The 11,905-nt window shown below is 72.8% G+C and carries 12 protein-coding genes; 3 read left to right on the top strand and 9 right to left on the bottom strand.

Features of this window, described 5'->3' with window-relative positions; genetic code table 11:
- Window positions 1-158: 158 nt before the first annotated feature.
- The 5 genes from JK359_RS12040 to JK359_RS12020 form a co-directional block, all read right to left on the bottom strand.
- Complete coding sequence (locus JK359_RS12040; RefSeq protein ID WP_307788076.1) at window positions 159-1,385, bottom strand: MFS transporter; 1,227 nt, start codon at window positions 1,383-1,385, stop codon at window positions 159-161.
- Window positions 1,386-1,477: 92 nt separating this feature from the next.
- Complete coding sequence (locus JK359_RS12035; protein ID WP_201834864.1) at window positions 1,478-2,677, bottom strand: cytochrome P450; 1,200 nt, start codon at window positions 2,675-2,677, stop codon at window positions 1,478-1,480.
- 253 nt (window positions 2,678-2,930) lie between these two features.
- The gene (locus tag JK359_RS12030) at window positions 2,931-3,371 is read right to left on the bottom strand and encodes an acyl-CoA thioesterase (RefSeq protein ID WP_201834862.1); all 441 of its coding nucleotides are present in this window, start codon (window positions 3,369-3,371) and stop codon (window positions 2,931-2,933) included.
- Window positions 3,372-3,394: 23 nt separating this feature from the next.
- Window positions 3,395-4,426, bottom strand: coding sequence for a methyltransferase (locus JK359_RS12025; protein ID WP_201834860.1), 1,032 nt, complete (start codon window positions 4,424-4,426; stop codon window positions 3,395-3,397).
- A 1-nt stretch (window position 4,427) separates the two neighbouring features.
- The gene (locus tag JK359_RS12020) at window positions 4,428-5,459 is read right to left on the bottom strand and encodes a methyltransferase (RefSeq protein WP_201834858.1); all 1,032 of its coding nucleotides are present in this window, start codon (window positions 5,457-5,459) and stop codon (window positions 4,428-4,430) included.
- 218 nt (window positions 5,460-5,677) lie between these two features.
- Between JK359_RS12020 and JK359_RS12015 the strand changes: the two genes are divergently transcribed.
- Both JK359_RS12015 and JK359_RS12010 read left to right on the top strand, forming a co-directional pair.
- Complete coding sequence (locus JK359_RS12015; protein WP_201834856.1) at window positions 5,678-6,583, top strand: proline iminopeptidase-family hydrolase; 906 nt, start codon at window positions 5,678-5,680, stop codon at window positions 6,581-6,583.
- Between the two features lie 9 nt (window positions 6,584-6,592).
- The gene (locus JK359_RS12010) at window positions 6,593-7,447 is read left to right on the top strand and encodes a TIGR03619 family F420-dependent LLM class oxidoreductase (protein WP_201834854.1); all 855 of its coding nucleotides are present in this window, start codon (window positions 6,593-6,595) and stop codon (window positions 7,445-7,447) included.
- An 18-nt stretch (window positions 7,448-7,465) separates the two neighbouring features.
- Here the strand turns inward: JK359_RS12010 and JK359_RS40115 are convergent, their stop codons facing one another.
- The gene (locus JK359_RS40115; RefSeq protein ID WP_307788075.1) at window positions 7,466-9,016 is read right to left on the bottom strand and encodes a GMC family oxidoreductase; all 1,551 of its coding nucleotides are present in this window, start codon (window positions 9,014-9,016) and stop codon (window positions 7,466-7,468) included.
- 39 nt (window positions 9,017-9,055) lie between these two features.
- On the opposite strand from JK359_RS40115, the gene JK359_RS12000 reads away from it, so the two are divergent.
- The gene (locus JK359_RS12000) at window positions 9,056-9,247 is read left to right on the top strand and encodes a hypothetical protein (protein WP_201834852.1); all 192 of its coding nucleotides are present in this window, start codon (window positions 9,056-9,058) and stop codon (window positions 9,245-9,247) included.
- Here the strand turns inward: JK359_RS12000 and JK359_RS11995 are convergent.
- The 3 genes from JK359_RS11995 to JK359_RS11985 form a co-directional block, all read right to left on the bottom strand.
- Window positions 9,234-10,460: a beta-ketoacyl-[acyl-carrier-protein] synthase family protein gene (locus tag JK359_RS11995; RefSeq protein WP_201834850.1), complete on the bottom strand. Its 1,227-nt coding sequence runs from the start codon at window positions 10,458-10,460 to the stop codon at window positions 9,234-9,236. The two genes, JK359_RS12000 and JK359_RS11995, sit on opposite strands and share 14 nt — an antisense overlap.
- Complete coding sequence (locus JK359_RS11990; protein WP_307788074.1) at window positions 10,457-10,696, bottom strand: phosphopantetheine-binding protein; 240 nt, start codon at window positions 10,694-10,696, stop codon at window positions 10,457-10,459. The genes JK359_RS11995 and JK359_RS11990 overlap by 4 nt, the downstream gene beginning before the upstream one ends.
- Window positions 10,697-10,983: 287 nt before the next feature.
- The gene (locus JK359_RS11985) at window positions 10,984-11,820 is read right to left on the bottom strand and encodes an AfsR/SARP family transcriptional regulator (protein ID WP_307788073.1); all 837 of its coding nucleotides are present in this window, start codon (window positions 11,818-11,820) and stop codon (window positions 10,984-10,986) included.
- Window positions 11,821-11,905: the final 85 nt, after the last annotated feature.

The following is an 11,905-nucleotide window of genomic DNA, read 5'->3' as shown; positions in this document are numbered from 1 at the left end:
CGGGTGGCAGGGACGGGTGGCCGGGCAGGTGGCACGGGCCGCGGGTCCGGGGACCGGGATTGCGGCCGAGCGCACGCCGCAGCCGCCGGGCCCGGGGTCCGGTCGCGGCTCGGCGCACGTCGCGGAGACGGCGGACCTGCCCGGGGCCCGGTTGCGGATCAGCGCACGCCGTGGATGCGGCGGACCAGCAGCGCGCCGGCGAGTGTCAGGACGGCGGTGACCGTGAACAGCGACCGGTAGCCGCCCGGGGCGCTCACCAGGGCCGCCGCCAGGAGCGGGCCCAGCACGTGCGGCAGTACGTTGGCGACGTTGATGACGCCGAGGTCCCTGCCCCGGTCGCCCGAACTCGGCAGCACGTCGGTGACCAGGGCCTGGTCGACGGAGACGTAGACGCCGTAGCCGAGCCCCAGCGCAGGAGCCGCGGCGAGGGCAGCCGTCCAGCTCGGCCACACCGCGAGCAGCAGCGCCGCGGCGGCGATGACGGTGCCGGCCACGGTGACCGGGGCACGCCGGCGCCCGTGCCGGTCGGAGTACGCCGCACCGGCGAAGGCGGCCCCCACGATGCCCAGCGCGTACAGCGACACCAGCACCGTCAGGCCCTGTTCGGCGCTGCGGCCGGGGAACCGCTGCTCGTAGTGGACCTCGTCGCGCAGGAAGTACAGCAGGTACAGCGTTCCGGTCGCGTTGCCGGACTGGATCAGAAAGCGGGTGACCCAGGCCAGCGCGAAGTCCGGGTGGCGGCGCAACGACCCCCAGGCACCCCGCAGGACGTGCCGCGGGCCGCCGGACGACGCCGGCCGGCACCCCGGCGGGGCGTCCTTGACGAGCGCCAGGAACAGGGCGGCACCCGTCACGACGGCGAGCGCCGGCACCGCGTATCCGGCGGCCGTGCCCGTCACCGCGCCGGTGACCAGGACCGTGCCCAGCAGCACCGACACCGGCTGGGCGGCACCGATCCAGGCGCTGACCCGGGCGCGCTGGGACACCGGGACCTGATCGGGGATCTCGGCGACGAGACCGGCCAGCACGGCGCCGAGCCCCAGCTGGGCCAGGCACCAGGCACCGGCCACCGCGGCCACCGTCCCCTGCTGCGACAGCAGCGCGAGACCCACGGCGGCACACAGCGCGCCGCCCGCCAGCCAGGGGCGGCGGCGGCCGAACCGGGAGGCGGTGCGGTCCGACAGCGCACCGGCCAGTGGTGTGGCCACCAGGCCGACGAGGGCCCCGGCCCCGGTGACGAGGGCGAGGGCCGTCTCCTTGCCGCCGGGGTCGATCGCCTCCAACTGCCGGGCCAGCAGTACTTGTACGGGCGTGTAGAAGGCGGTCCACAGACCCAGCGAGGCGAGCGCGAGACCGGCCACGAACGGGGCCCGGACCCGGGTCACGGGCCCGTCCGTGCTCCCTGGCCCCGCGGTGCCACCGGTCCGGTCCGTCGTGCGCTTCCCTGCCGGTGACGACGACGGGCGCCCGGCGTCGGTCATCCCCATGTGACCGGGAACTCCGTGTAGCCGCCGAGCGCCGCGAAGTCCCGCCACTTCAGGGACCGCGGGTCGACCGCGAGCCGGAGACCGGGGAAACGCTCGAAGAGCATGCGCAGCCCGATCTCCATCTCGGCCCGGGCCAGGGGCGCCCCGATGCAGTAGTGCGGACCGTGGCCGAAGAACAGCTGGGTGGACCCGGTCCGGTGGAGGTCGAAACGCTCGGGGTCCTGGAACACCGACTCGTCACGGCACGCGGAGCCGATGTGCTGCATCACCGCGGCACCCGCCGGTATGACGGTGTCGCCGAGCCGGATGTCGGTCGAGGCGCGGCGGGGTGAGATCACACCGCCGGGGTTGTCCAGACGCAGCAGCTCCTCGACCGCCGCCGGCCACAGGGAGGGGTCCTTGCGCAGCTCCGCCAGCTGCTCCGGGTGACGCAGCAGGGTCAGCACCGAACTGGCGAAGACGGTGATGCTGGTGTCGTGCCCGGCGACCAGCAGCGCCGTGCCCATGCCCACCAACTCGGCCTGGGTGAGCGGCCCTTCGTGGTCCGTGAGCGTGGTCAGGGCGCTGAGCAGGTCGTCCTGGGGATCGGCGCGCTTGCGGTCCACCAGGTCCGAGAAGTAGGCGCGCATGTCCATGTAGGCCCGGCGCACCTCCTCGGGCGGGTGGTCCCGCAGCGACATCATCCGCTCGGTCCAGCCGACGAACTGCTCCTGGTCCTCGAGGGGCACACCGAGCATCTCGCAGACGATGCGCAGTGGGATCGGCCGGCCGAAGGCCTCGTTGAGGTCGGCCGGCCGGGGGCCGGCCGCCATCTCGTCCAGCACCTCGCCGACGATCACTTCCATCCGGGGGCGCAGCTCGTCGACCCGGCGGGGCGTGAAGGCCTGGGAGGCGAACTTGCGGACCCGGGTGTGCCGGGGCGGGTCCATGTTCAGGATCACGTCCGGGGAAGGGGCGGCGGCCTGGAAACGGGGGGCGTCGGGCTCCAGCATCAGCGCCCGGCTGAACCGGCGGTCCGCGAGGACGGTGCGCACGTCGTCGTAGCGCGTGACCAGATACGCGGGGTCACCGGTCGCCAGGGTGATGGGGCACACGGGCTGCTCGCGCCGCAGCCGCGCGTACTCCTCGGGCGGCCGGGTGGGGTCGGTGCGGACCACCGGATAGGCGATCGTCGGGTGTTCCTCGGACATCGCAGCCTCCATCGTTCGGGTCGCCCGTCAGTCTGTCCGGCTCCGCTGACGGAGCACTGACCGCGGCCTGACGACGCACGAGCACGGCGAGACCGGTGGCCCCCGGCACCGGCACGCGGGCGGACGAAGAGGACGGACACGTGGGCGGACGACGAGGACGGACACGTGGGCGGAGTACAGGGGCGGGCCCGGGGGCGGACACGACGACGGCCCCGGGAGGAGTCCCGGGGCCGTCGCGCCGTCGTGCCGGCCGCTAGAGCAGCTTCTCGGCCACCTCGTGGAAGGCGGGGGTCCACGGAGTGGGCCGGAACGTCTCCGTGTCGATCCGTATGTGCACCCGGTGCCCTTCCGCGTGCACCGTCCCACCGTCCTCCGACAGCACCCGGAAGTCGTAGACCACACTCGACTCGGCCAGTTTGCTGATCCAGAAGTGGACGGCGTACGGCACGGTGCCGCGGATCGGCGCCCGGTAGCGGATGGAGAACTCGGCCACGGCCAGGAAGATGTCCGGCTGGCTGTACTTGCCCTCGGCGTAGGTGAAGCCGTTGCGCGACCAGAATCCGGTCAGTGCCCGCTCCACCATCACGGGGTACCGGCAGTTGTGGACGAATCCCATCAGGTCCAGGTCGTCGTAGTGGGCGTACCCGGGCTCCACATGCCCTTGTTCGACGACGATCCGGGGCAGGGCGGTCATCTCTGTGCCTCCCGCAGTAGGTGTCAGCCGGTGCCGGCCTCGATGATCGACAGGCTTGCGGGAGTCGGATGGATGCGCAACAGGTTCAGTCCCGCCTCTCCGAGAAGTGACGCGAATTCGTCCTTGGTCCGCTCCTTGCCCTCGAACACCGTCAGCATCAGGACGTCGGAGAGCACGATGCCCGGCGGCACGTCCTTGTCCGGCACCACGGCGTCGACGATCAGCAGCCGGGAGCCCTCGCCCATGGCCTTCCTGCAGTTGCGCAGGATGCGCAGGCAGTCGGCCCGGGACTTGTCGTGCACGATCCGCTTCAGGACGTACACGTCGGCGCCGGCGGGCACCGACTCGTAGAAATCGCCGGCCAGGGTCTCCCAGCGGCCCGCGATCGCCGGATCGTCCAGCCGGTGCCGGGCGAGCACCGGCGCGCGTTCGAACAGGACCCCGCGCAGCTTGGGGTTCCTGGCCAGCACCGTGCGCAGGAAGCCCCCGGTCCCGCCCGCGAGGTCCACCACGGTGCCGGCGGGCGGGAAGGCGTAGCTGTCGGCGATCGCGGCCTGCTCCGTCATGGACAGACTGTCCAGTGCCTCGGAGAACAGCACGGCCGGTGCGCCGTCGCCGTCGACCCGGTCGAAGACGGGTACGCCGAAGATGTCGTCGAAGACCGTGGTGCCCTCGCGGACCGTGTCCTCCAGCCGTTCCGCCGACTTCCAGTACATCTCGTCGGTGAAGAGCAGGGCCGCGGTGCGGACGGAGTAGGGGACGTCGGAGCGCAGCACCTGGGCGGCGGGGGTGAGGTGGAAGGCGCCGGTGTCGTCCTCGCGGAAGACCCCGCGGGTGGCGAGGAAGCGCAGGACGCGGTAGAGGAAGGGGGCGTGCAGCCCGGTGGCGTCGGCGAGTTGCCCGGTGGTCCGCGGGCCTGCCGCGAGGTGGTCGGGGATGCGGGCGCGGATGGCCACGCGCAGGGCGGCGGGGTAGAGGTACCCGAGCGAGTCCCCGAGGACCTGCCTGATGGCGGCCGCGATCTGCGCGGCCTGCTGAGCCTTGTCGTCCGTCATGTCAGACCGGCATCGCTTCCACGATCGAGACCGGCCCGTTCGTCGGGACGATCCTGACGAGCCTGAATCCCGTGGCGGTCAGCAGCCTGTCGAACTCCGCCTCGGTGCGCTCCATGCCGTCGAAGATCGTCATCATGGCGATGTCGTACAGCTTGCCCGGGTCGGGATCGTTGCCCCGCGGCACCACGCAATCGACGATGAGGAGCTTCGCGCCGGCGTCCATCCCCTTGCGGCAGGCGCGCAGGATGCGCAGGCAGTCCTCGTCGGACCAGTCGTGCAGGACGCGCTTGAGCAGGTAGAGGTCGCCACCGGTCGGGGTGGTCTCGAAGAAGTCGCCCTCGGCCGTCTCCCATCGGCCCGCGATCTCCGGTGCGTCCAGGATGTGCTGCTCCAGCACCTGCGCCTGCTCGTAGAGAACCCCGCGCAGACCGGGGTTCTTGGTGAGGATGGTGCGCAGGAACCCGCCGGGACCGCCGCCCACGTCGACGACCGTCCCCTCCTCGGGGAACGCGTAGCTGTCGGCCACGCGGCCCTGCTCGATCGTGGACAGGTCGGCGATGCCCGTGTGGAAGATCCGGGCGCTCTCCTCATGGGTGTTGAGGTAGTCGAAGAGCGGGGCACCGAAGATCTTGTTGAAGGCCGTGGTGCCCTCGCGGACCGTGTCCTCCAGCCGTTCCGCCGACTTCCAGTACATCTCGTCGGTCAGCAGCAGCGCGGTCGTACGGACGGAGTAGGGGACGTCGGAGCGCAGCACCTGGGCGGCGGGGGTGAGGTGGAAGGCGCCGGTGTCGTCCTCGCGGAAGACCCCGCGGGTGGCGAGGAAGCGCAGGACGCGGTAGAGGAAGGGGGCGTGCAGCCCGGTGGCCTCGGCGAGTTGCCCGGTGGTCAGCGGGCCTGCCGCGAGGTGGTCGGGGATGCCGGTGCGGATGGCCACGCGCAGGGCGGCGGGGTAGAGGTACCCGAGCGAGTCCCCGAGGACCTGCCTGATGGCGGCCGCGATCTGCGCGGCCTGCTGAGCCTTGTCGTCACTCACCGTGTGTACCTCCGGCGGTTCGTCCGATGGTCCGTCGAGGAGCAGTCTGCGGGGGCGGGCTGACCGGGCCCTGACGGTTGTCTGACCGTCTCGCGCGTGCGCTGCCGGGCCTGTTCGCAGCCCGGGCCGTCAGGCACCGGTCAGCCGCCGGTCAGCGCCTCGGCCCAGACTCGTCCGGGCGCCCGCTGCCGTGCGGGAGCCCGACGACGGGAGGCCCCATGACCGCGCTCGACGGCACGATGCACTGGGAGGGACGGCACACCTGGTACCGGGTCCTCGGCGGCCTGGAGGGCGGACGGACCCCCGTGGTGCTGCTGCACGGCGGTCCCGGCCTCACGCACGACTACCTGACGCCGCTCGCCGAGGCGCTGTCCGGGCCGGCCGGCGGCGGACGGCCCTGCGTCCTGTACGACCAGTACGGCGGCGGCCGTTCGGGACACCGCGCCGACGCGCCCGCAGGCTTCTGGACCGTGGAGCTGTTCCTGGAGGAGCTGCGGCTGCTGCTCGCCCACCTGGGCATCGAGGACGCGTTCCATCTGCTGGGCCACTCCTGGGGCGGCATGCTCGGTCTCGAACTCGCGGTCACCCGGCCCCGGGGGCTGCGCAGCCTCACCACGACCGGCGCCTTCGCCGCCTCGCGGACGTACATATCCGAGGTGCGCGGGCTGGTCGACGCCCTGCCCGAGCCGACGCGTGCGGTCATCCTGCGGCACGAGGCGGCCGGCACCACGGACTCGGCCGCCTACCAGGAGGCGATGCTGGAGTTCTACCGGCGGCACGTCATCCTGGCCCGCCCGGTGCCGGAGTGCCTGCTGCGCACGGTGGCGGCGATGCGGGAGGATCCGACGGTGTGCCGGGCCATGATGGGCGAGAGCGAGTTCAGCATGACGGGCAGCCTGCGCACGTGGGACATCCGCGACCGGCTGCATCTGGTGCAAACGCCCGTCCTGGTCGCCTCGGGACGCCACGACGAAGTGACACCGGCCGCCGCGGACGAGCTGTACGAGGCTCTGCCGTACGCCGAACGCGCCGTCCTGGAGGGGTCCAGCCACCATCCCCACCTGGACCAGCCCGCCGAATTCCTGGATCTGGTAAGGAAGTTCATCGATCACGCCGACCAGTAGCATGCCCCCATGGCACCCACCATCGGGCTCTTCTCCATGAACATGAACGCCGCGGCGGACCCGGCGACGGCCGAGCGGATCGCGCGGCTCGCCGAGCGGCTGGGCTACGACTCGCTCTGGGTCGGCGACCATGTCGTCCTGCCGTCCCCGCGCACCGAGGCGTCCCCCTTGGACCCCGGTACGCCGTTGCTGGACCCGGTGGTGGCACTCACCCATCTGGCGGCCCGCACCGAGCAGTTGCTGCTCGGAGCGGGCTGCATCGTGCTGCCCCAGCGCAACCCGCTGGTCCTGGCCAAGCAACTGGCCTCCGTGGACGTCCTCAGCTCGGGCCGGCTGCTCTTCGGGGTGGGAGTCGGCTATCTGGAGCCTGAACTGCGTGCCCTGGGCGTGGATCCACGCGACCGGGCGCGGCGGGCGGAGGAGTACCTCGAGGCCATGGAGTGCCTCTGGTACGACAAGAACCCCGCGTTCCGGGGCACCCACACGAGCTTCGAGGCGGTCGACGCCCACCCGCGCCCCGCCCAGACGCGCATCCCGGTGGTGATCGGCGGACACAGCACGGCGGCACACCGGCGCGCGGTGACCCGGGGCGACGCCTGGTTCGGCTATCTGATGGGCCTGCGCGCCACGGCACAGCACGTGGCCGGGCTGCGTGCGCTCGCCGCCGAGCACGGGCGGGACAGGCCGCTGCACATCTCCGTGGCGCCGGCCCGCCGCCTCGGTCCCGAGGTCGTCCGGTCCTACCGCGACCTCGGTGTGGACCGGCTGGTGGTGGTCCCGCCGGTCGACCTGACGGCCGACCAGCTCGCCGAGTTCGTCGAGGCGCACGCGCCGGCCCGCCTGGGCGCCGCCCCGCGCCCGTGACGCGCGCGGCGGCGGCCTTCACCCTCCGATGAAGGCCGCCGCGCGCTCGCCCACCAGCAGGGCCGGCGCGTGGGTGTTCCCGGTGGTCACCGACGGGAACACGGAGGCGTCCGCGACCCGGAGCCCGTCGACCCCGTACACCCGCAGCCGTGGGTCGACCACCGCCCCGGAGTCGACGCCCATGCGGCACGTCCCCACCGGGTGGTGGTACGTCGCGACCGTGCGCCGGATCCGGTCGAGCAGGACCGGCTCCCGCACGCCGGCCGCGGCGTCCGGCCCGGGGTACATCTCCCGCGCACCCCACTCCTTGCGCAGGGTGGGGGCCGAACCCAGTTCCCGGCACAGGGCCACCGCGGCCAGCAGCGCCGTCGTGTCGGCGGCCGTCCGCAAGGTCGCCGGGTCGATCAGCAGCTCGTCCTCGGGACCGGGACCGGTGAGCCGGACGGTGCCACGGCTGGACGGCCGTACGATGCCCGCCTGCAGCGTGAAGCCCGTCGCAGGTCCGCCCGTTCCCTGCGGATACATCGGCACCGGGAAGTGCAGCGGCTGCAGATCGGGGACGGGGAGACCGGAGCGGCTGCGCCAGAACAGATGGGTCTGGGCGGGCGACAGGCCGGCCGAAGTGCGGCCCGGGTCACGGTCCGTGGCGAACACCACGGGGGCCAGGACGTGGTCGTGCAGGTCACTGCCGACTCCGGGCAGTTCCACGACGGGCGTGACACCGACGGACCGCAGGTGCTCCGGGTCGCCGATGCCGGAGAGCATCAGCACGCGCGGTGACTCCAGCGCGCCGGCGGCCAGCACGGTCTGGGCCGCACGGGCCGTGTGGACGCGGCCGTCCTCGGCCCATTCGACGCCGGTGCAGCGTGTGCCGTCCAGCAGCAGTCTGCGGACCCGTGCGCCGGTCCGCACGGTGAGTTCCGGCCTGCCGAGGACGGGGGTGAGGTACGCGTCCGCGGCGCTGTGCCGGCGGCCGTCGGCGATGTTCAGCTGGGTCTGTGAGATCCCCTCGGGGAAGCCCGTGTTGTAGTCGTCCTGGTGGGGAACGCCGATCTCGGCCGCCGCCTCGATCAGTGCCCTGTGCACCGGGTCGGCCCGGTAGGCGGACAGCACGCGCAACGGTCCGCCGACGCCGTGGAGTTCGTCCGCACCCGAGTCGAAGTCCTCGATGGACCGGTAGACCGGCAGGACGTCCTGCCAGGACCAGCCGTCGTTGCCGAGGTACGCCCAGTGGTCGAAGTCGGCGGCGGCGCCCCGGGCGTAGATCATCGCGTTCAGGGCACTGGAGCCGCCGAGCACCTTGCCGCGGGGCCAGAACAGTCTGCGCCCGGCCGCGTGCTGCTGCCCGACGGTGCGGTAGCCCCAGTCCTGGGGGCTCAGCCACAACTCGCCGAAGCGCCGGGGGTCGTGGATCGCCGGGTTGTCGGCGGGTCCGCCCGCCTCCAGCAGGAGCACGCGTGCTCCCCGGTCGGTCATCCGGCGGGCCACGACGCAGCCCGCCGAGCCCGCCCCGACGACGATGACGTCGTGGTCGGGGGCGGGCGGCCCCGAACTGTGTGATCGCGTCACGTGTGCCGCTCTCCTTGTGAGGTCCTGGCGGAGTGAGGTGTGCCGGACGCCCTGTCGGACGTCGTGCCGGATGCCGTTTCGGGCGTCGTGCCCGGTGCCCTGTCGGATGCCGTGCCGGATGCCGTTTCGGGCGTCGTGCCCGGTGCCCTGTCGGATGCCGTGCCGGATGACGTGTCGGACGCGGTGCCGTCGGCCGTCCGTCGGCCGTCCGCCCGGCTCAGGCGGAGGTGAAGGCCAGCACGGCGTTCTGGCCGCCGAATCCGAACGAGTTGCTGACCGCGACCTCGACGGCACGCTGCCGCGGTTCACCGGCCACCACGTCCACCTCGACGGCGGGGTCGAGCGTCGACAGGTTCGCCGTCGGCGGGATCAGCGACCGCTCGACGGACAGCACGGTGAGGGCCGCCTCGATGGCGCCGGCGGCGCCGAGCGCATGGCCGAGCACACCCTTGGCCGAGGTCACCGCCGGGCCGGTGCCCAGCGCCTTGCGCAGCGCCCGGGCCTCGACGACGTCGTTCAGCGGCGTCGAGGTGCCGTGGGCGTTGACGTGGTCGACGTCCTGCGCGGTGGCGCCGGCCTGGGCCAGCGCCGCCTCCAGGGCCGCCGTCATGCCCGTGCCCTCGGGGTCGGGCGCGGTGATGTGGTGCGCGTCGGCCGAGGCCCCGTAGCCGGCGAGCAGGGCACGGGTGCGGGCGTTGCGGGCTCGTGCGTCCGCCTGCCGTTCCAGCACCAGCATGCCGCTTCCCTCACTGATGACGAAGCCGTCGCGGTCGGCGTCGAACGGGCGGGAGGCCGCCGCCGGGGCGTCGAGACGCCGCGAGGACAACGCACCCATCTGTGCGAAGCCGCTCACCATCAGCGGGACGACCCCGGATTCGGTGCCGCCGGTGAGCACGACGTCGCAGACGTCGTCGTGCAACAGGTCCAGCGCCGTCCCGATGGCCGTCGCACCGGAGGCGCAGGCGGTCGCGGTGACGAGGTTGGGCCCGCGGGCGCCGAACTCCATGGCCAGATGGCCCGCCACCATGTTGGGGATCAGCATCGGGATCAGCAGGGCCGAGACCGATCCCGGGCCGTCGTCGAGCAGGGTCCTGTACTGCTTCTCCCAGGTCGCGACACCGCCGAGGCCGCAGCCGACGACGACGCCGACCCGCGCGCCGTCCCAGCTCGCGGGATCCAGGCCGGCGTCGGCGACCGCCTCGCGCGCCGCCACGACGGCCAGCTGGGTGAAACGGTCGTGCACCAGGACACTGCGGCGCCCCACGTGCCGCCGGGCGTCGAAGCCGGGGACGGTGCAGGAGATGTCCACCGGGATGCCGGCGAGCGCGGGATCCTTGCGGGCCGTCGACACGCCGGAGCACACCCCCGACCACGTGGGTTCCACACCGATGCCCGCGGCGGTCACCAGGCCCAGGCCGGTGACGGCGACGGCCGGCCGGGTCATGACGCCGCCGCGGCGTCGGCCTGCGCGGCGATGACCTCGGCGGCCCGGCCGATGGTGTCGCGGGGCGTGGCGGCGTCGTCGTCGACCTTGACGCCCAGCTCCTTCTCCACCACCAGCAGCAGTTCGACGAGGAAGAGCGAATCCATCTCCAGGTCCTCGAAGGTGGCGTCCGGGCTGATCGCGGAGCGGTCCACCTGGAAGTGGTTGACGAGGATGTCGGCGAGCTTTTCGTACACGGCTGCTCCAAGGATGTGAGAACGACGGATCAGGGTCCGCACGTCCGGCGGCGTGCCGGCGGCCGTCGACGGACCGGGCGGTACGGCACGGTCCGCGAGGGACGCGCGGGGCTGTTCAGGCGAGGGACGTGCGGGGCTGTTCAGGCGAGGGACGTGCGGGGCTGTTCAGGCGAGGGACGTGCGGGGCTGTTCAGGCGAGGGACGTGCGGGGCTGTTCACGCGAGGGACGTGCGGCGCTGTTCACGCGAGGGACGCGGGGCTGTTCACGCGAGGGGCGCGCGGGCTGTTCAGGCGGAGCGCGACCAGGCCGGTACGGCCGGGACCGCGAGCACGGGACCGCCGGCGCGGGCGTGCGTGGGCATCAGGGTGAGCACCTGGCGCTGGGCCAGGATCTCGGTGTGCCGGGCGCGCAGCGGAGCGCTCGGTTCCAGGCCGAGTTCCCGGTCGAGGCGTTCGCGGATGCGGTGGTAGGTGTGCAGCGCCTCGCCCTGGCGTCCCAGCTGGTACAGAGCGATCATCAGCAGTTCGCAGAACCGTTCGTGCAGGGGGTGCTCCGTCTCCAGGCGGCGCAGTTCGGCCGCCGCCTGCCCGGCATCGCCCACGACGAGCCGGGCGAACGCGAGGTTCTCGCACACCGCGAGCCGGCGCTCCTCGTACAGCGCCGCACCCGCCCGGCAGCGCAGCCCGTCGCCGGCGTCCAGCAGCGCGGGGCCGCGCCACAGCCGGAGCGCGGACTCCAGCAGCCGCACCGCCCGCCGCGGATCGACCCGGAGGGCGGCGGCTCCCTGGCCCGCCAGTTCCAGGAACCGGTTGGCGTCGACACGGTCGCCGGGTACGTCCAGGACGTACCCGCCCTGCACGGTGCGCAGGACCGTCTCCCCGCCGGGCCGTCGCTTCGGCCCGTCGAGGACCTTGCGCAACCGCGCGGCGTGCGCCTGGAGGGCGTTCTGGACGTTGCCGAGGGGCTGACCCGACCACAGCTCGTCCGCCAGTTCCACGTTCGAGACCGAGCGGCCGGCGTCCAGCGCCAGGGTGGCCAGCAGAGCGCGCACCTTGTGGGCCCTGATCGGACGCTCGCGCTCGTCCACGTACACAGAGACGGTGCCAAGAATCTCTATGCGCACAGCTCTCCTAGGTAGTTCGGCGATATTCGATGGTGGTCGCCGGAAAGAAGCAGTGTCAACCGCTGCCATATCTCCCAGGGTTGAA

The sequence above is a fragment of the Streptomyces actinomycinicus genome (assembly GCF_016741775.1).
Classification (GTDB): Bacteria; Actinomycetota; Actinomycetes; order Streptomycetales; family Streptomycetaceae; genus Streptomyces; species Streptomyces actinomycinicus.
Note: the sequence above shows the minus strand (reverse complement) of the source record. Positions and strands in the feature narration are given on the sequence as shown.

Excerpts from the sequence above, each read along its gene's own strand:
- JK359_RS12035 (WP_201834864.1), bottom strand. The coding sequence starts at position 2,677 with ATGTCCGAGGAACACCCGACGATCGCCTATCCGGTGGTCCGCACCGAC.
- JK359_RS12030 (WP_201834862.1), bottom strand. The coding sequence starts at position 3,371 with ATGACCGCCCTGCCCCGGATCGTCGTCGAACAAGGGCATGTGGAGCCC.
- JK359_RS12025 (WP_201834860.1), bottom strand. The coding sequence starts at position 4,426 with ATGACGGACGACAAGGCTCAGCAGGCCGCGCAGATCGCGGCCGCCATC.
- JK359_RS12015 (WP_201834856.1), top strand. The coding sequence starts at position 5,678 with ATGACCGCGCTCGACGGCACGATGCACTGGGAGGGACGGCACACCTGG.
- JK359_RS12010 (WP_201834854.1), top strand. The coding sequence starts at position 6,593 with ATGGCACCCACCATCGGGCTCTTCTCCATGAACATGAACGCCGCGGCG.
- JK359_RS11995 (WP_201834850.1), bottom strand. The coding sequence starts at position 10,460 with ATGACCCGGCCGGCCGTCGCCGTCACCGGCCTGGGCCTGGTGACCGCC.